General features: G+C 67.8%; 20 protein-coding genes. 6 read left to right on the forward strand and 14 right to left on the reverse strand.

The genetic code is table 11. The features are described 5' to 3' along the window. Nucleotides 1-378: 378 nt before the first annotated feature. From ACFV0Q_RS02065 to ACFV0Q_RS02075, 3 genes are all read left to right on the forward strand, one after another. Entirely contained in the window at nt 379-3,573 is a 3,195-nt protein-coding gene (locus ACFV0Q_RS02065) for a DNRLRE domain-containing protein (RefSeq protein WP_384999022.1), read from the forward strand. A gap of 246 nt (nt 3,574-3,819) precedes the next feature. After that, nucleotides 3,820-6,435 carry a hypothetical protein gene (locus tag ACFV0Q_RS02070; RefSeq protein WP_384999025.1) on the forward strand — a complete coding sequence of 872 codons (2,616 nt, stop codon included), beginning with the start codon at nt 3,820-3,822 and terminating at the stop codon, nt 6,433-6,435. Between the two features lie 5 nt (nt 6,436-6,440). Beyond that, nucleotides 6,441-7,313: an immunity 49 family protein gene (locus ACFV0Q_RS02075; RefSeq protein ID WP_384999028.1), complete on the forward strand. Its 873-nt coding sequence runs from the start codon at nt 6,441-6,443 to the stop codon at nt 7,311-7,313. A gap of 411 nt (nt 7,314-7,724) precedes the next feature. On the opposite strand, the gene ACFV0Q_RS02080 is transcribed toward ACFV0Q_RS02075, so the two are convergent. Together ACFV0Q_RS02080 and ACFV0Q_RS02085 are read right to left on the reverse strand one after the other, a co-directional pair. Further along, on the reverse strand, nt 7,725-8,288 hold the full coding sequence (locus tag ACFV0Q_RS02080) for a hypothetical protein (RefSeq protein ID WP_384999031.1): 564 nt from the start codon (nt 8,286-8,288) through the stop codon (nt 7,725-7,727). Nucleotides 8,289-8,414: 126 nt separating this feature from the next. Then, nucleotides 8,415-8,906, reverse strand: a complete 492-nt coding sequence (locus ACFV0Q_RS02085; RefSeq protein ID WP_384999033.1) for a hypothetical protein — start codon at nt 8,904-8,906, stop codon at nt 8,415-8,417. Nucleotides 8,907-9,099: 193 nt separating this feature from the next. Here ACFV0Q_RS02085 and ACFV0Q_RS02090 point away from each other — a divergent pair, with 193 nt between their 5' ends. Beyond that, the gene (locus ACFV0Q_RS02090; RefSeq protein ID WP_384999036.1) at nt 9,100-9,801 is read left to right on the forward strand and encodes a hypothetical protein; all 702 of its coding nucleotides are present in this window, start codon (nt 9,100-9,102) and stop codon (nt 9,799-9,801) included. A gap of 42 nt (nt 9,802-9,843) precedes the next feature. Then, nucleotides 9,844-10,089, forward strand: coding sequence for a hypothetical protein (locus ACFV0Q_RS02095; RefSeq protein ID WP_384999039.1), 246 nt, complete (start codon nt 9,844-9,846; stop codon nt 10,087-10,089). Between the two features lie 106 nt (nt 10,090-10,195). Here ACFV0Q_RS02095 and ACFV0Q_RS02100 read toward each other — a convergent pair whose 3' ends face one another. From ACFV0Q_RS02100 to ACFV0Q_RS02125, 6 genes are read right to left on the reverse strand one after another with little or no spacing between them, the layout of a single operon-like run. After that, nucleotides 10,196-10,411, reverse strand: coding sequence for a hypothetical protein (locus ACFV0Q_RS02100; RefSeq protein WP_384999042.1), 216 nt, complete (start codon nt 10,409-10,411; stop codon nt 10,196-10,198). A gap of 11 nt (nt 10,412-10,422) precedes the next feature. Next, the gene (locus ACFV0Q_RS02105) at nt 10,423-10,836 is read right to left on the reverse strand and encodes a hypothetical protein (protein ID WP_384999044.1); all 414 of its coding nucleotides are present in this window, start codon (nt 10,834-10,836) and stop codon (nt 10,423-10,425) included. Nucleotides 10,837-10,850: 14 nt separating this feature from the next. After that, nucleotides 10,851-11,090 carry a hypothetical protein gene (locus ACFV0Q_RS02110; protein WP_384999047.1) on the reverse strand — a complete coding sequence of 80 codons (240 nt, stop codon included), beginning with the start codon at nt 11,088-11,090 and terminating at the stop codon, nt 10,851-10,853. Continuing rightward, on the reverse strand, nt 11,087-11,494 hold the full coding sequence (locus ACFV0Q_RS02115) for an HK97 gp10 family phage protein (protein ID WP_384999049.1): 408 nt from the start codon (nt 11,492-11,494) through the stop codon (nt 11,087-11,089). The genes ACFV0Q_RS02110 and ACFV0Q_RS02115 overlap by 4 nt, the downstream gene beginning before the upstream one ends. Beyond that, nucleotides 11,487-11,900, reverse strand: a complete 414-nt coding sequence (locus ACFV0Q_RS02120; protein ID WP_384999052.1) for a DUF6093 family protein — start codon at nt 11,898-11,900, stop codon at nt 11,487-11,489. The genes ACFV0Q_RS02115 and ACFV0Q_RS02120 overlap by 8 nt, the downstream gene beginning before the upstream one ends. Further along, nucleotides 11,893-12,261 carry a hypothetical protein gene (locus tag ACFV0Q_RS02125; protein WP_384999055.1) on the reverse strand — a complete coding sequence of 123 codons (369 nt, stop codon included), beginning with the start codon at nt 12,259-12,261 and terminating at the stop codon, nt 11,893-11,895. Before ACFV0Q_RS02125 ends, ACFV0Q_RS02120 begins: the two co-directional genes overlap by 8 nt. Nucleotides 12,262-12,345: 84 nt before the next feature. Here ACFV0Q_RS02125 and ACFV0Q_RS02130 point away from each other — a divergent pair, with 84 nt between their 5' ends. Further along, entirely contained in the window at nt 12,346-13,014 is a 669-nt protein-coding gene (locus ACFV0Q_RS02130) for a hypothetical protein (RefSeq protein WP_384999058.1), read from the forward strand. Nucleotides 13,015-13,192: 178 nt separating this feature from the next. On the opposite strand, the gene hemC is transcribed toward ACFV0Q_RS02130, so the two are convergent. The 6 genes from hemC to ACFV0Q_RS02160 form a co-directional block, all read right to left on the reverse strand. Further along, entirely contained in the window at nt 13,193-14,194 is a 1,002-nt protein-coding gene (hemC, locus tag ACFV0Q_RS02135; protein ID WP_384999061.1) for a hydroxymethylbilane synthase, read from the reverse strand. Nucleotides 14,195-14,221: 27 nt separating this feature from the next. Next, nucleotides 14,222-14,542, reverse strand: a complete 321-nt coding sequence (locus ACFV0Q_RS02140) for a hypothetical protein (protein ID WP_384999064.1) — start codon at nt 14,540-14,542, stop codon at nt 14,222-14,224. A gap of 55 nt (nt 14,543-14,597) precedes the next feature. Continuing rightward, nucleotides 14,598-14,795 carry a hypothetical protein gene (locus ACFV0Q_RS02145; protein WP_384999067.1) on the reverse strand — a complete coding sequence of 66 codons (198 nt, stop codon included), beginning with the start codon at nt 14,793-14,795 and terminating at the stop codon, nt 14,598-14,600. Continuing rightward, the gene (locus ACFV0Q_RS02150) at nt 14,792-15,841 is read right to left on the reverse strand and encodes a major capsid protein (protein WP_384999070.1); all 1,050 of its coding nucleotides are present in this window, start codon (nt 15,839-15,841) and stop codon (nt 14,792-14,794) included. Before ACFV0Q_RS02150 ends, ACFV0Q_RS02145 begins: the two co-directional genes overlap by 4 nt. Further along, the gene (locus ACFV0Q_RS02155) at nt 15,841-16,239 is read right to left on the reverse strand and encodes a head decoration protein (protein ID WP_384999073.1); all 399 of its coding nucleotides are present in this window, start codon (nt 16,237-16,239) and stop codon (nt 15,841-15,843) included. The genes ACFV0Q_RS02150 and ACFV0Q_RS02155 overlap by 1 nt, the downstream gene beginning before the upstream one ends. A gap of 140 nt (nt 16,240-16,379) precedes the next feature. Further along, nucleotides 16,380-17,054: a hypothetical protein gene (locus ACFV0Q_RS02160; RefSeq protein WP_384999075.1), complete on the reverse strand. Its 675-nt coding sequence runs from the start codon at nt 17,052-17,054 to the stop codon at nt 16,380-16,382. Nucleotides 17,055-17,147 lie beyond the last annotated feature (93 nt).

The raw sequence follows: 17,147 nt of genomic DNA on the forward strand, positions 1-17,147 counted from the left end.
GCAGGAAACTGGCAATTAGCCAGCTGATTCTGTGGCCTGACGCCTCATAAAAGCCATAAGTCAATATCCGGTGTGGCCTTTATCACTTTAGGCCCTGAATACTTGGAACTAAAGATGGTAAAAAGTGTTAAATCGGAAAGGTTTTGACCACCCTGGAGGGGTGACCTTGTCGGCGTGATGCTTCATGCTCAGCTCGCGCAACCCGCACGCGAAAGGCTGCTGGGGGGCGGACCTTTCACGCTTCGAGCCCTGGGTCGAAGCAGTTTCTGAGTGCCGAGGGCCGTGCTTTGGCGTGCCCGAGGGGGGAGAAATAGAGCCATGCCTGTCAGCGATTCCGTGGATGAGAGTCCGCCAACAGCCGTGACGGAAAACGATGTTGTGGCCGCACTGCCGAGCCGTCGCTGGTACCGGCGGCGCCTAGTCCAGGGTGGTCTGGCCGCCCTGCTCGCCGTGGCCGTCGCCGTGCCCATGGGTGTGCACCTGACCATCGGCGGAGACGAGCCGGGGCCCACCTCCGCGTCCAACGGACCCTCGGGTCCGATTGCCGCGCCCGAGGCCCGTCGACTGGCCAAGGAGAGCGGCAAGGAGGTCGAGGTCACGGCTGAGGCCTCTGCGCACAGCAGTACCTGGGCGCAGCCGGGTGGGACGTTCAAGCTGAGAGTGTCCAGCCTCGCGACCCGGGCCAAGGTCGGCAACGAGTGGAAGCCCATCGACACCACCCTCGAGCGCGTGGACGGCGGCTTCGCCCCGAAGACCGTCAACGGCCGGGTCGTCTTCAGCGCCGGCAGCAAGACGCCGGCTGCCGGTGACGGGAGCCGGGCATCACGCGGCGTGTCACGTGTCGCCCTCGTACAGCCCGCTGTGGCGAAGACCGACGGCACCCCCCAGCCGGCCTGGACCAACCTGGTCCGCCTGAACACGGACGGCCATGACCTGAGCGTCGACTGGCCCGGACCGTTGCCCGAGCCCGTCATCTCCGGGCCCCGCGCCTTGTATGAGAATGTCCGCCCGGGTATCGACCTCGTGATGACTGCCCAGGACGGCGGCTACACCCATGTGCTGGTCGTGAAGGACAAGCAGGCCGCGCAGGATCCCCTGCTGGGCCAGCTGAACTACCGCCTCTCCTCCCCGGACCTGACCTTCCATCTCGATGAGGCCTCGCGCTCGGTGAGCGCCCAGGACTCTCAGGGCGAGGAGATCGCCGGCTCGCCGACCCCCTACATGTGGGACTCCGCCGGGAAGGTGGCCGTCACCGAGGGCGAGCCGGTAGCCGCACCAGCGCCGGAGGCCAAGGACCACCCGACGCTTGCCCTGCCGGGTCTGAACGGTGCGGAAGGCAACCATGCGAAGGCCGCCTCCGCCGCACTCAGCGCAGAGAACGTCCTGACGGTGACTCCCAACGGCAAGCTGCTGGAGGATGCGGACACCGTCTACCCCGTCTTCATCGACCCCTCCTTCAAGGGCCACAAGCAGAACTGGTCCACCTTCTACAAGACGGAGGGCGGCTCGAGTTTCTGGAACGGCCAGAACTACAACAGCGGCTCCGGCACCCCTGAGGCCCGTGTCGGCTACGAGTCGACGACGGGCGGTACGTCCCGGGCGGCGTTCATCTTCGACTTCGGCAGCCAGCTCTACGGCTCGCAGATCCGTACCGCGAACCTGCGGCTCCTGCAGACCTATTCGTGGGGCTGCACCGCTCGGGCGTTCGACGTCTACCACACCCCGCTGATCAACAGCTCCAGTACCTGGGACAACACCAACAACGGCACGTTCTGGGGCAAGCGGATCGCCGGAGCCTCCACCGGGTACGGATACAACAGTTCCTGCCCCGACGCCTGGGTCGGCATCGACATCAAGCCCACCGTCGAGGAAGGCGCCCGCGGCGCCTGGCAGAACCTCACCCTGGGCCTTCGCTCCCCGAACGAGAGCGATGCGAACTTCTGGAAGAAGTTCCAGGCGAACGGTGAGAGCGCCCCGTACATCGAGGTCGAGTACAACAAGGCCCCCGACGAGCCCACCCTGGCCGGCATGGACACCGTCCCCGGCGGCCTGTGCGTGACGGACGCGCCGTTCACCAAGGTCGGCAAGTCGGACGTCATGTTCGAGGTCCAGGGCCGTGACGGGGATGGGAACCTGCGTGCCATCCAGATGCGGATCTGGCGCGTACGCGACGGCAAGGTCCTCTTCGACCAGGAAGTCACCCCCGACAGTTACGGAGTGGCCCGCACCACCCTGAAGTGGGAGCTGTTCACCCCGAGCGACACCTATTCCTGGGCGGCGGTCACCATCGACGGCGACGGCGCACGCTCACCCGAAGGGCCGGCCGGTACCGACAAGCCGTGCTCGTTCACCGTCGACCACACCCAGCCGACCAAGCCGACCATCCGCTCCGACGACTTCCCCGCCCCCGGCCCCGACGGCGCGGAGTGGAGCAAGAACACGCTCGGCCCCGGCAAGATCACTGTCATCGCGGGCGGCACCAACCCGGCCGACATCCGCGAGTTCCAGTGGTCGCTGAACCACCCCGTCTACGACCAGAAGGCCGTCCCCGCCGCCGGGCAGGACACCGTCACCGTCGACGTGAACCCCGACAACGCCGGACCGAACCTCTTCTACGTCCGCATCGTCAACAAGGCCGGGAACCTCTCCGACCCGCTCATCTACACCTTCTACGTCCGCCCCCGCCCCGGCCTCGACGGTCCCGGCGACGTCACCGGCGACGGCAAGGCCGACCTCCTCGCCATCGACGGGGCCGGCGACCTGCGCGTCTACCCCGCCGACGCCACCGGCGACGTCGACGCCTGGATGCCCGCCGCCACCGACAACGGCAAACCCGCACCCCCCGGCTACTGGAAGGACGCCAGCGGCAAGTCCGCGCTGATCGCCCACTCCACCGACTGGTACCCCGGCGACGGCATCACCGACCTCATCACCCGCATGCCCGACGGCAAGCTCTACGTCTACCAGGGCGACGGCAACGGCCGCTTCGACATCAGCCGCCGCACCGAAATCCTCCTCCCCACCGGCGCACCCGACCCGGCCACGTTCAGCCAGATCGTCGTCGTCCCCGACATGAACGGCGACCACGCCGAGGACATCTTCGCCACCGCCGGCGATACCTTCTGGACCCTCACCGGATACAGCGGCGCCAGCATCACCGAAGCCCGCCAGCTCTCCGCCACCAGCTGGGCCAAGCGCGACATCATCGACGTCCGAGATGTCACCGGCGACGGAGTCCCCGACCTCCTCTTCCGCGACGACGCCGACCCCAACCGAGGCCTCGCCCTACGCAGAGGCAAGCCCGGCACCAACGGCGGCGCCGACATCAACTCCCTCGCCCTCGCCGTCAACTCCGCCGACGGCAAGGACCTCACCTACGGCACCACCGGCTGGGACAGCACCACCTGGCCTCTCCTGCGCGGCACCCCCGACGTCAACAACGACGGCATCCCCGACCTCTACCTCACCCGCAACGACGGCACCCTCCACCTCTACTACGGAGGCCGCACCGCCATCGGCAACGGGTGGCGCGTCGAGGAAGACGATTGGAACACCGCCCGCACCATCGGATAACAGCCAGCGCACCGCCACGCCTCCGAACGCCCGGCCAGGGACTCTCTCCAGGCCGGGCGTTCGCTTTCCGCCATGTAGTGAGGGCCCGAAATGGCCGTACCAGGGCCTCATCGAGCGTGGTCGAACATGCTGTGCTTGAGCGGGATTTGTGTTCGCCATGCACTTTGGGTAGACAGACGGACCAGTTACATGATTCCTGCGCGAGGCGGCGTGAGGGATGTCGAACCTTCAGGGGGCGGGGCAGAAGTGACGGACCACGTACCGATCAATCCATGCCTGATCCCGCAGTTCACCGGTGACCTGGACGCCTTGGAGCAGGACCACACGGCGATCACGACCGCGGCGGGCACCTTCCGCGACGCGGGTTCGAACGTCGACTCCGAGTTCCAGGGCCTGTCCGCGTTCTACTCGGCGCCCGAGGCGGCGCAGCTGTTCGCGACGACCAAGCCCGTCAAGACGGACAGTGACTTCTTCGCCGACCAGCTGGAGTCGGCGGCGAAGGCGCTGGGCGAGTACATCACCGAGGCACGCCCGATCGTGGCGCGGCTGAAGGAACTCCAGTCGAAGGCCACAACCTTCAGCAACAAGATCACCGGGGATGACCACTGGAAGGACGACAAGGACAAGGTCGACGAGAACAACGGTCTACTCCGTGACGTCAACGAGGCAGCCGAGGCGTTCTGGGCGGCCGAGCGGGCTTGCGCCAGCAAGATCCGCGCGCTGTACGGTGATCCGCCGCTGACGGTCGACGACGGCTCGCATGGCGCGAACATGCACGGCTACAAGGCATCCGACCTGAACAAAGTCCAGGACCTGCCGTGGGGTTCGCAGCTGGAGGAGACCCACCGGGCCTGGGAGATCGGCTACTGGACGAAGTCCTTCGTGTGGGACGGCCTGATCGTCGACGGCATCTGGGGCACGATCCGCGGCCTCGGCACCCTCGTCGGTGTGGACGGCTGGGACAAGGCGGGCCAGGCCTGGACGGGCCTGGCCAAGCTCGCTACGGGCCTGGCACTGACCACCTACCCGGGCGTCGGCACCGCGTTCTGGATGGCCGACGACAAGGAACTCCCCTCGTGGCTACGCGATTCGCGCAACGCGATGAAGGATACCGGCAAGGCCCTCGTGGCCTGGGACGAGTGGGGTAAGAACCCCGCGCGTGCCGCCGGGGCAGTGACCTTCAACGTGCTGACCACAATCTTCACGGGCGGCGCCGGCACCGCGGCGAAGACGGGCACGGTGGCCAAGGTGATCAGCGCGGCCGGTAAGGCTGGCCGGTTGATCGACCCGATCACCTACATCGTCAAGGCCGGCTCCCTGGCGAAGCTGAAGGTCGGGGAGCTGTTTGCGAACCTTGGCAAGGTCGACGGGGCGTTCCCAAAGATCGACGACGTGGTCTGGAAGGACCTCCCGAAGGCTGACGCTCCCGGGATCACGTTTCCGCACCCGCAGGACACGGTCCGGCTGCCCGACGACGCGCTGGGCCGCCCCCAGTACTACGACAAAACCACGAACCAGCTCCTGGACCACACGGGCGCCCCCAAGCAGTCCCTCACGGAGGTCCCGAAGGGCTCGGATCACCCCCTGTCGGAGGTCCCTAAGCGCGAGCCGGTCACCGTCGCCGCGGGTGCCCACACGGCGGACGTTGCATCCCACACCCCGGGCGGCACCGCCACCCACGCCCCAGGCGGGGCGGCCGAGCACGCCCCGGGCGGGGTCGCGGACAACACCATTCACAACAGTCACACCGAGCCGGGCGGCGGTGGAGGCATGCCCGGCCGGGGCAACACCGACACTGCTCCGACGGGGGGCGGCACCCACGGCACAGACGCCCCGCCTACGGGCGGCGGTCACGGAGACGGCCCGGGCACGGGAGGTGGCGGTCACGACAGCCCAACCGTTCCCCACCAAGGCGACGGTGGTGATATCCCGCACCAGGGCGAGGGCCCCAGCGGGCGCGACGGTTCCAACGGCAGTGGCTCGGGCGCCGACGACGATGCCGCGGCTCAACAGGGCCCGTCCACGCATCCGGACCCGGTGGTCCAACGGCATGTCGACTTGGCGAACAACAACCCCGAGTGGCGTCGGCAGCATTACAGGTCCAACGGTCGCCGCCTGAGCGTCGAAGGCACGGACGAGCTGGGCAACCCCCTGTCCCAGCTGCGTGAGACAGGCGATCCCGCGCGCCCCTACACCGCGGAGCCCGTCCAGACGCTGAGCCCCACCTACCTGACCCCGAAGATCCCCAAGGGCGTGTCCACGCTTCACCCCGACTACCTCGAAAGGCTGCACCAGCGGGCCGCCGATCGCAGCACGGCCGTCATCTACGACAACGCGGCTGAAAAAGTCAAGGATGCCCGCATAGATGAATTTGAAAAGTTTCCCACTCCGGAGAATGAACTCATCGCCAAAGAGGCGGTCTATGAGTACAAGAGTACGCATACGGCGATGGGTAATGCTGGAGAACACCTCGGTGAGGATGCTGCCGAGTTTCATGCGATTCGCGATATTGACCCAAATGCTGTCCGGTTGGACGATGGGGCTCGTGGGCCCCACCGGTTCGACCAGATCTGGCAAACGACCGACGGACGTTACGTCGTCATCGAGGCCAAGGCGTCGCCCAGCACAGAACTCGGGAAGAGGAGACTCCCCGGTGGGCGACTGAACGCGAAGCAGGGCACGCCAGAATATTTCGATGAAATAATTCTCCAGATGCAGGCCAGGGGGGAAGATGGTCTGGCGCAGAAGCTGGTCACGGCTCGCAGTGATTTGAAGCTCGACTACATAGAAGTAAAAGCAAATCCCGTTGGCGATAGCTATAATGGCTATTTCAAGAGGTTCTTCAATATTGGTAGAGGGTGATCAATGTGACTGCTCCTGTCCCTCGGCACGAACTGCCTGCTGGACTGGGAAGCCGTGCCGAGGCGCTCGACAAGAGCGCGGCACAGCGCATCGCGCAGCTGGAGTCGTCACCTGGGAGCTTCACGCTGGCCTTCGGGACGTCACTCCTGGCGGCCCTCACGCACTGCGGCGAGGACCCCCGTGCGGCCAACCTGCCGACCTGGGAGGCGTGGGTGACGGCCGCACAGGTCGGATCGGCCCTCTTCGCCACCTCGACAGCGACGGCCGGAACGGTGGACTGCCGTATCGCGGACGAGGTCCGCACCCTCCAGGCGACCGGTCCGCAGTACGCGAGCAATCCGGGGAACTGGATCAGTGCCTTCTGGCTGGCGATCGTCTGCCGGGAGCCAGAGCGACTGACGGCCCTGGCGCAAGTCCCCATGGATGTACTCCGGGCATCGGGTGCCGAGTACGACGAATACGTGTACCCCTGGGTGGAGACCCTCCAGAAGTGGTGGCTCCGCGGTGGCGACCTGAGTGTGTCACTGGACGCAGCGATCGCGGGTACCGACCCGGAGGGGCTCCAGGGCGACGACCGGGCTCTCATGCTGCGGATCCTCTACCCTCCGATGAACCTCTTCCTTCAGTACGTCACCGGCGATCACGCTGGCTTCAACGAAGCCTTGGCTGAGGCGCTCCAGTGGCACAAGGAGTTCTGGACGCGTCTCGACGAGGGTGCGGGCGCCGGTGACAGCAACAGCTTCGTTGCTCTTGGCCCCTTGGCCATCGCCTGCCTGGCCCATGACGCGGGATTCCCGTTGACCGTCGAGTCGGAGTACCTTCCGAAGCACCTCATCGCCCGCAGCTGGATTGGTGAGTTCGACACCCTGAGCACCTAGCGTGCGCATTTTTGGAGACGTGCCCGGCCGGGAAATTCTCGGCCGGGCACATTGCTTTCAACAGACTGGCGACGCGCCCTTATGCGGAGGGCCGCGGGATGAGTCCGATCCGTACGCCGTACCCATCCGGCCCGTCAGGTACCTGCTGTTGCTCGGTGGCGATCAGCTCGCAGCCCACACACCGCACCGTCGTTGTCACGTACGCGTACCGGTCGCCGCCGGCTTCCTCGTCCCACTCCGGGCCGCGGGTGCCGCACTGCTCGCACACGCTGCGCCGGTACGCCTCGTAGGCGAGGGCCTTCGCCCGGTCGCCCTCGGACCAGCGGCCTTCCCCGGCGCCGAGGAAGAAGGAGTGCGGAATCCGGTACCGGTCGCAGACCTCCAGCTCGGCCCGAAGCTGCCCGTCGGCGATCAGTCTTTTCCCAGCTCCCTGACCGTCGACCGGTTGATCTGCTGCGCCTGCCAGGCCGCCGTGAACAGGCTGTTCGACTCCGCGATCGGCCAGCTGTCGAGGAGGTCCTGCGCGTCCTGCACGGTCATGCCCTCCACAACGTTCCCCTTCTCGTCACGCTCGATGTGCGCGGCCGCCACCAGCGCGGGCGGGAAGGACTCGGGGTTCCAGGCATCGCCGGTCTCCGCCTGCTCCTCCGTCGGAGGGTTCTGCCGGATCAGCCCGTCGAGGACCGGCCGCGGCAGCGCCTTGAACGTGAGCTGCACCGACACCTCATCGAAAGCGGCCTGGGCGGCGACCAGCTCGGCCTGCTCGCCGCCGGTCTCCACATCAGCCATCCTCAGGCGGGCCAGGTTCAGCTTTGCCTGGTCCAGGCGCTGCTTCGCGGCGAGGTCGTCGCACAGCTGGAGGACCTGCTCCGGGAGCTGCCGGGCACGAAGACGCGCGAGCTTGGTCGCCCAGTGCGCATCGCGGGCAACCGCCTGCTGGGGCGGGATGTCGGTGGTGGGGGTGGTGCCGGGCATGAGGGGTGTCTCCAAGGGGGAGGGAAGGGACCCGGCCGGGCCTACGTCGAGCGCACGCCAACAAGGGATGGGGCGCAGGGGGCCAGCAGGCCCGGCTGGGAGTTCGAGGGGAAAAGACCGAGGGGGTTAAGGCGCCTTCGGGGCGGCGGGCGGCACCACGGCGTCCTGGAGGGGCTTCTCCGTGATCGAGAAGCTCACGACGAACTTGGCGGCTTCGTTGTCCACCGAGTACTGCGGGGAGCGGGAGCCGATCCGCACCGGGAACACGTCCATCGACCGGCTCCCCGGGACATCGCCCTTCCGGAGGATCACCACCCAGCCCGTGGAGTCCTTAGTGAGTAGCTGCTCGATCTCGTCGGCGACCTTGTCTTCGTAGAAGCCGAGGGACGAGTCGTCCGCCTGGTCGGTGCCGGGGATCTTCGACTCGAACGTTGAGCCCAAGTCTGGGGTCTCGATGGCCTGGTTCGACAGTGACCAGCCGTCGATCGCCGCGATGGCGTTCGTCAGGTCGGTGCCGGCAGTCAGCTCCGCCCGAGTAGGCAGGTGGCCAACGTCTTTGACTGCCTTAAGCCACAGGATGCGCGTGATGCCGCGCCGCGAATACTTCTGGATCTGCAAGGTCTGCTGTCCGATTCCGGGACGGCAGCCGGAGATGAGGGAGGCCCCGTCCCTCGACGACTGCCGGGGAACCGGCCCGCCCCGAGAAGGGGGTGGGCGTCCGCGTGGGGCCTCCGCGGTGAGGGAGAGGGACGAGCTCAGTCGAAACCAGGAACCAAGACCCCATCACGTAGCTCAACATACCGTCGCCGACGTGGAGGTGAGGCAGGGGCAAGTGATCATGGAAGCATCCCGCTACGATCTGACTGTGAACTGCGACGGGGAGTCAGACTGGCGGGAGCGGGTCCAAGCGGCCTTCTCGCGGTATGACCTGCTTGCCGAGCCGCCGCTCCGGGGGAGCTATGCAGGTGCCACGCCGGTAACGCCTATCGACCCGGATGAAGTCTTCATCATCGACCTCGATGGTGAGTACTTCGACAAGACGCGCGCCGGTGCGCACTTGGCTGACGCCAAGCTTCGCAGCTACCACGCAGGCAGGCTTCACGGGCTAGTAGCGCAGCTGAAGTTCGTGCCACCGCTGTCGGCCGCTCCTTGGCACACCTTGCCCTCCGCAGGCCGCCACCGTGTGCGTGACCTTCGCGACGTCTTCGAATTCGGTCGCTCGCGCCAAGGTCGCCAGTCTACCTTCGGCCTCGTCGAAGAGCTGACTCCCCTCGGTCCGCGCCTTTCGGAGAAGCTGAAGCAGCAGGCGCGAGCCTACGAGTCCCAGGCCAAGATTTCCATGGCCAACGTTCTGCGCGAGCTGGGGGTCCTGCACTTTCGGGACGCCATCGAGCCTCCCATTCTTGAGACCAGCCCGTGCGGTGTGGCCCGCCTCCGGGCTCCCATTGTTCCCCGCCCTCCGACGGTAGACGGATTCCTCCACGTCCCCGTCCGCTTCGCCTTGGCCGCATAGATCCTCCATGGGTCTGGCCGAGGCCAGCACCATGGAGAACAGATGCAGATCCACACCCTGATGGAACTGGTGCGGGAGAACGGCCTCGCCGCAGGTCTCGTCATCATCGGCCTCGTGGTCCTCGTGCCGCCGCTGACGAAGGCGGTGCGCCGCGAAGTCGTCGCCTACTGGGCGCCGAAGGTCACCACCGCGCGTGCGCGGATTGCGCGGCGGGTCGCCCCGAAGGAGTCCGCGCCACCGGTCGAAACCCGTCGCGAGGAGGTCGTCCAGATCCGCGACAGGGTCTGACCGAAGCTCCTGCCGACAGGTCCGAAGGGGACCTGTCGGCACGTGGGCGCTGTACGGCCGACAGTTGACCTCGGTGAACTACACGGCCGTGCTGGGCTCGTCGCCGTCAAGGACATGACGTTCGTAGGCGGCGAGGTACCCGTTCGGCGGCTTCCTCGCTGATGCCGAGGTTGTCGCGGAGCGCCAGGACGATCAGGCGCCGCAGGATCGCGGGCTCGGTGGTGACGTCGTCGGGGATGAGCGCGCTCTCGGCGGCACTGTCTGCGGCCCGGGCAGCCTTGACGGACCCCTTTGCGCTGCGGGTGATGTCCGGCTCGGCCATGGGGCCACTCCTCAGGTCGAGACTGTCGTGCTCAGCGTGTGCCGCTGCACGTACGTTACGACGTCCCCGGTGCCCGTGAGGTCGGCGCCTTCGTCCACGACAAGTTCGCGCGCCCACACGGTCAGGCCGGGCACGCTCAGTGGCTGCTTCCATCCGCCGGCCGGGGTACGGCCGAGGAACGCTCGGCGTACCCTGTCGGCCAGCCACTCGGCCTGGTCGGTGCGGGCGGCGACGATTGTCACTTGGTAGGTGAGGTGAGCGTCCTCGGAGGCGTCGGAGAACGGCGCACCGTCCACGAGACCGCCCAGCGGGTAGAGGACGCTGTACGGCAGCAGTGCCGGTTTGCCGTCCACCAACGGAAGCACCCCGACGCCGCAGGGCCGATCGGTCGCCGCAGCCAGCATCGTGCGGACGGCGGCCGTCATGGGGGCGCGGTCGATCACTCGGTGTCCCGGGTGAAGTAGGCGGCGGCCGGTCCTTCGATGCTGAGGACGCCGTACCGGCACAGCCCGAGGGCGTCCCATTCGCTGAGGCCGGGGGTGGTGATGACCGAGAGGGAGCGGTCGCCGTCCACGTCCAGGACCTCGGCGACGACCACGGCCCGGGACAGGATGCCCCGCTCGTGCCCGCCGAGGACCTCGGTCAGCACGGTCTCCACGTCGGCGGCGAGCTCGTTCACAGGGCACGCTCCACCGCAGCACCGAGCAGACGAGTCACGACCGGCCCGGCCTCGCGCATCGCCGGACCGACATGAGGGAACGGAGGCTGCGCGTACCGCCGGCCGAGGCTGTCCGTACCGACGAACCCGTACTCAAGACGGCGGGCCTGCAGCGCGTTCGAGCCGACCTCGGCTACGAACACCGGGCCGGCCGCGTGGACTTCGGACTGCCACGATGCCCGGTACCGGCCGGTGATCACCCGGGGGCCTGGCCGGCCGGACGCCCGCTGCCGGATCTGCGCGACCAGGAGGGCGGCGCTGACCCGTACCGCGGCCTCGGACTCCGAGCGCAGCACGAGCCCGCCACGGTCGAGGACAGCGGCCAGCGCGGCCGGGTGGTTGAACGAGGCGGCCTTCTTACCCATCAGCCCTCCGGTTGTGCTGCTCCAGCCACACCGTACGGATGACCGGGAAGGAGGAGACCTCTCCCAGCGTCGTCACCTCGTAGGTACGGCCGTGCGCCTGCTGGTCCAGAGACTTGATCACCTGAACGGTGTCGTGGTCTTCGAGCTCGGGCGCCGGCAACGGCAAGATCAGTTTGTACCCGGCCCGAACCTCCTCCACCCACGCCCCGTCCTGGCCGCGCGCGCGGATCTTCTCCTGCTGCGGGTAAAGGCCTGCCCGTCCCTCGTACACGACCAGAGGCGCCGCCGCCGTGAGCACCCCCGTCGCCGGGTCGAGCACCTCATCACCGGCAAGCCGGGTCACCTTCACCCAGTCCGGCATCATGTGCCGCTCCAAGACCCGACTGATGCCCAGCTGGTTAAGCACGGGCCGCCCAGTCCTTGAGCTGTGCGAGCAGCCCGCGGGTCAGCTCACCGGGCCGACCATCAAGGTCGTTGCGGGCGAACACGGCCTCATCCAACTTCTGGGCATCGACCGCGTTGAGGAAGTCGATCACCACATGCCGGAGGTCCGCCGGTTCGGCCATGACGTCGGCCAGACCGTCGAAGCCGAAGCCTTCCCAGCCAGGCGACAGGTAGAGGGTGATCTCGGGATCCTCGTCAACGGTCTGCGTGATCCGGTACGCCTCCACGGCCGCTGCCACGTCCCGTCCATCGATCTCGATCACGGCCGGTCCGCTCGGACGGGCAGCTACACGGACACGTCGGGGCTCATCGAAAACGTTCATGATTCGGAGCCTAGGTGTGCGAGGCAGGCGCCCAACCTGGCCAATCCACCAACCTGGCAGCGGTCACCCCGGCATCCTGGCGGCGTGAAGACGGAACACCTCATCGCACTCTGGGCCATCCCTGCAGGGGTAGCTGGCACTGTTCTCGGCACTGTCCTCGGCGCCGGGCTCACCGCCCGCGCCGTCAGGCGCAGAGACGAGCAGATAGCCCGCGAGGAACTCGAACGACTGGCAGACGAGTTCGCAAACGCCGTCCTCGCGATCCGGATCACTGGCCACACCAGCGACTTCCTGTGGAACGGTCGGAAGGCAGTCCTCAAGACGATCCTCATGGCTGGCACGCAGTACGCCGCCGGAATGCTCACGCCGACCCGAACCGGAGCCGCCGCGATCTCCGAAGGCGCCGCCCGGGCCAGCGCCCTGATCGCCTTCATCGATGGGAACCGCAACCAGGCCGCCACCGAAGTAGCTACCGCCCTCAAGCACGCGATCCACTGCTCCATGCCCCTCGCTCGCCACCAGCACCCGGACATTGCCTCAACGACCGACGCCGTACTCGACGCAGTGCTCCATCACTGCAGCCAGCCCGTCCTGGACAACCGACTCCGCGCCTTCCGCAACGCCGTGCGGACAGCAGCAACACCGACTCCCTCGGCCTGGCGCCGCGCAGCCCGCTCGGTACGGGCGCGATGCACTGCCACGGTCACTTACGTGCGGACCCGTCTCAGGCGCACTCCCACCTCTGCGCCGTAGCCACCAGTTCACGCCGCCCCTGGACCGTCACGTTCGCTGCCGTAGCGTGAGCCACGTCCATTAATCAAAGCTGGCTGCTGTGCTTATCGGACCCTGGTGTCCCGCCCTCCTCGGAGGAGCGGGACACCGCCGTTTGCGGCCATGGCGGCCCCGTGCTGAACGTTTCCTCTTCTGCCCGTTACAGAGCCGCGGACTGGGCCCGGACCGCCCTCAGGATCTCCCCGGCGCCCGCGCTCAGGAGCTCCGCCGCGAGAGCCTTGCCTAAGGCCTCGGGGTCGGCTGCTGGGCCTGCGCACTGACGGGTGAGCTGCTGCTTGCCGTCCAGGGATGTGACCTGCCCGAGCAGGGTCAGAGACCCGTCGGGCAGGACCTCGGACATAGCGCCGATCGGGACGGTGCACCCTCCATGGAGCTCCGCGAGCATCGCGCGTTCCGCCCGCACCTGCGCGTCCACGACCGAATCACCAACAGCCTCCAGTAGGTCCCGAAGTTCCATGTCGTCCTCGCGTACCTGGATGCCCAAGGCGCCCTGTCCTGGGCTCGGCGGACACGTCTTCGGCGGGAGCAGCTCGGTGATTTCATGCTCCAGACCGAGCCGGTGCAGGCCGGCGCCGGCCAGCACCACCGCGTCGAGCTTCATCGAGCTCCGGAGCCGCAACCGCGGGGGAACGTTGCCCCGGATAGGGACGATCTCTACATCCGGTCGCAGCGCCCGGAGTTGACCCCGGCGGCGGGCGGATCCCGTACCGACCCGGGCGCCCGATTGGAGAGCGGCGAGAGTCGAGCCACACAGTGCATCCCGGACATCCTCACGTCCCGGAGGCGGAACGAGGAGGGTGCCGGGCGCGAGGCCGGTGGGGACGTCCTTCAAGGAGTGGACGACGAAGTCCACGTCGAGCAGGACAAGGGCCTCCTCCTGGCTGGAGCTGAACGCCGAGCTGCCCGTCCGCTCGGAAACCTGCTTCAGGGGAGAGATCCTGTCCTCGTCGCCGCCCTCGCGGATCTCGCGTCGGACGAACTCGACGTCCGGGGAACGGTTGCGCAGGAGGGCGAGGTAACCGCTCACCTGGGCCCTGGCCAGAGTGCTCGCCCGTGAGCCCACCACATACCTCTTCACGCCCACCAGCTCCTTCGTCGGAATGGAGGTTCTCCAGGCTAGGAGCGGGGGAGCGGTGCCCATGCAGACAGCGGGTCGGGAAGGCCCCGCCTACCGGCGCGGCCGGCTAAGAAGCGGCACCGCCACCAGGGTTTCCGGTGTACCCGGGGCCGGATCGTCCGGGGCCATCTGGGTGTTGAGTTGGGTCAGACGGCGTTCAAGAGCGGCCACGTTCGCCGAGTGGTCGATGGTGGCGACACCGTTGACGCTGATCCGCAGAGGTTCCGAGAGCAGGGCGGCGATCCGCTCATGTAGGACTTCATCGGCGACAGCTCGGGCGCTGCCGAGCCGGTCGTACCGCTGGGCCAGGTTGGCGGGGTCGGTGTCGGGGCCGAGCTGTGCGGCAAGCCACCGCAGTACACCGCTGTCCATGATGCTCCTCGTCACGAAGGGGCGGGGAGGAGCGTGTGCTCCTCCCCGCCGGGGGTCAGTCCGTTGCCTTACGGACGGGCTTCGCCTTCGGTGCTGGTTCGATCTCCCAGCAATTCGGGTTGGTGATCTGCCCGGCGATCGCTGGGTCCGTGACCTCCGTGCCGAAGGTCAGGATGATCGGAATGCGCTCTACGGGGTCGAGGACGTGGACGGTTGCCGCGAGGACGCCCAGAGCGCGGATGGCGGCGCTCACAGGACCGTTGCGGTGATGTGGCAGTCCGGTGCGGCGAGGACTGGCATGGCGACAGCGGCGCCCTTGGTCCAGATCTGAACCGGGTCGTCGGTGGCGTCGCGGGTGATGACGATGCCCGGAGCCTCCTCGCGCTCGATCTGCGGGTCGGTACCGCGGGACAGCGCCAGGGATTCCGCGGTGGTGCCGTACTGGGTCTGGCCCCACTTGGCCCGGTCCGGCGGCAGGAGAATCCACTTGTCCTCGGGCAGTACCCGCTTGGACACGTCGTCCTGCCAGACCTGCGCCTTATAGAGCGTGATCGGCGGAAGCCCGTACGTGCCGCGCACCGAGTTGACCTGCTCGGGGGTGAGGGCCGAGGTCGGCGTTTGAGTGCCAGCCGGGGTGCCGTAGTAGGCGGCCCGGTAGGAGCTGTTCCCCGCGAGGTGAGACCACGCCTTGCGCGAGGTGAGGACCAGCTCGGGGGCTGGGGCGCCGATCGAGTCGAGGTGGTCGATCCACCGCAGTTCGTCCGAGAGCGGGTCCGAGGTCGGATCACTCCACAGCTTCGGAGCGGTCGGCATGTTGGCCGCCGGGACGCCGTAGTCCACTTCGACGGTCAGGTTGTTCTCGCCGGCGAGGGTGAACTTCCCGTCGATCAGGACGTCACCGGCCGCCAGCTCCAGACGGGAGCGGATCGCTTCGACGTGCCGCTCCACATCGTCGTAGAGCAGCTCGATCAGCCGGTCCTCGTCCGCGCCGCGCGCCGCATCGAGGAGCAGCTGTTCCATCTCGCCCACCAGGAGCTTCTGGCCGAGCGCGGGCAGGGTGCCCTCTGTCTGCGTGGACTCCGCCTGCCGCTTCGCGAACGGCACGCTGGCGTCGTACGCGCGGTAGGAGGCGGTGTTGACGCGCCGCTTGGAGTTGCGGATGCGCCACTTCACGTCCTGGACCTGGGTCTCCGCGAAGACGGTCTGGGTAAGAAGGAAGTCGCCCGGGTTGGGGATGGAACGAGCGTAGACGGTCAGGTCCGCGACGCTGACGTTCTTCAGGAGGTCGGAGACGCTCATCAGCTCACCGCCAGGAAGCGGAGCTGCGCGCCCGCCGGGTTCGCAGCGATCTTCGACGGATCAATGCCGCCGGGGATCTTCGCGGTCTTCACCGTGCCATGCCAGAACAGGGCGGCCGGGACCTTCGTGGTGCCGGGGGTGAAGGCGGCCTCAGCGTAAACGAGGCCGGCGAGGACCTGGCGGCCATCGGTGGCCGCCGGGTCGTACACACCGTACAGGCCGGAGGCGGTGATGCGGCCCACGGGGACACCGGAGCGCACGTATCCGTGGGGGCCGGCGGCCGACGGTTCGACGTAGTGGGTGGCCTTGGTGAGCTTGGTCAGGTCGAGAGTGATCGTCTCGGTGGCGTCGGTGCCGTGACGGGAGGCAAGCCAGTCCCGGTCGGCGGTTACGGTCACAGACGTCGTGAACGGCTGTATCAAGCCGCTGTCTCCTATGCGCTGGAGGCGACACGCAGCCACCCGTATTGGTGGAGCGGTCCACGAGGAAGGGATCCGGGGCGTGGTCCCCGAGCACGGGCAGCCGCAGCGGCCGCCGGCTAGCTGGTCGGCGGGACGAGGCCGCGGCGGCGGGCCATCTCGAGTCCGGCGGAGCCGGGCTTTGCAGGCGGATTGTTCGGACGGGACGGGGGCACGGAGGCCGGTGCACCGCCCGGGGCCGGAGGAATCGGGGCGAGGGTGATCTGGCCGGGGGCGAACAGCTCGGGCCTGCGCTCCCGCAGATCCTGAGCGGCCTGCGCCAGTGCCGCGTCGTCGGAGTCCTCGGACACACGCAGCAGTACGACGGCGTCGTCCAGGCCGGTGCCGGTTGCACCCAGCCCGGCGAGAGTGGCCCGCTTGGCTGCCTCGCGCTCCCGGGCGATGGCCTGCGCCTCGCGCTGGCCGGCGGCGGCCTCGCGGGCGTTCAGCTCCTGCTCCCGGCGCTGCACCTCAGTGAGCTGCTGCTCCTCGGCCTCACGCTGCTTGGTGACGAACTGCTCCAGCTCGGAGGCGGAGGTGAAGCCGAGCCGGTCCACGAGAGCGCGGGCACCAGCACGGGCACCCTGGTCCTTCTCACGAGCCATCAGCTGCTGAAGCTGCTGCTGCCCGAAAGTGACCTGCGGATCAGTGGTGTTGGACGGGTCCTCGGGGGACGCGCCCAGGATCGGGTGGATCGGGCGGCCGTCGCTGCGGTAGCCGAGTACAGCGGCCGGAGACAGCAGGGTGCGGGACATCAGGACGTGACTCTCCTCGACGTCCCCGCGCCGAGATCGAGTCTACGTACGCCAGCGTGACGCCCAGCGCGGCCCTGCACACCCCCTCGCCTG

This window comes from Streptomyces sp. NPDC059564, from assembly GCF_042735575.1.
GTDB lineage: Bacteria > Actinomycetota > Actinomycetes > Streptomycetales > Streptomycetaceae > Streptomyces.

What these genes read in the sequence shown, in the direction of transcription:
- ACFV0Q_RS02095 (WP_384999039.1), top strand. Translation starts at nt 9,844, where the DNA reads ATGCAGATCCACACCCTGATGGAACTGGTGCGGGAGAACGGCCTCGCC.
- hemC (WP_384999061.1), bottom strand. Translation starts at nt 14,194, where the DNA reads ATGGGCACCGCTCCCCCGCTCCTAGCCTGGAGAACCTCCATTCCGACG.
- ACFV0Q_RS02125 (WP_384999055.1), bottom strand. Translation starts at nt 12,261, where the DNA reads ATGAACGTTTTCGATGAGCCCCGACGTGTCCGTGTAGCTGCCCGTCCG.
- ACFV0Q_RS02150 (WP_384999070.1), bottom strand. Translation starts at nt 15,841, where the DNA reads ATGAGCGTCTCCGACCTCCTGAAGAACGTCAGCGTCGCGGACCTGACC.
- ACFV0Q_RS02140 (WP_384999064.1), bottom strand. Translation starts at nt 14,542, where the DNA reads ATGGACAGCGGTGTACTGCGGTGGCTTGCCGCACAGCTCGGCCCCGAC.
- ACFV0Q_RS02105 (WP_384999044.1), bottom strand. Translation starts at nt 10,836, where the DNA reads ATGACGGCCGCCGTCCGCACGATGCTGGCTGCGGCGACCGATCGGCCC.
- ACFV0Q_RS02080 (WP_384999031.1), bottom strand. Translation starts at nt 8,288, where the DNA reads ATGCCCGGCACCACCCCCACCACCGACATCCCGCCCCAGCAGGCGGTT.
- ACFV0Q_RS02160 (WP_384999075.1), bottom strand. Translation starts at nt 17,054, where the DNA reads ATGTCCCGCACCCTGCTGTCTCCGGCCGCTGTACTCGGCTACCGCAGC.
- ACFV0Q_RS02115 (WP_384999049.1), bottom strand. Translation starts at nt 11,494, where the DNA reads ATGGGTAAGAAGGCCGCCTCGTTCAACCACCCGGCCGCGCTGGCCGCT.
- ACFV0Q_RS02100 (WP_384999042.1), bottom strand. Translation starts at nt 10,411, where the DNA reads ATGGCCGAGCCGGACATCACCCGCAGCGCAAAGGGGTCCGTCAAGGCT.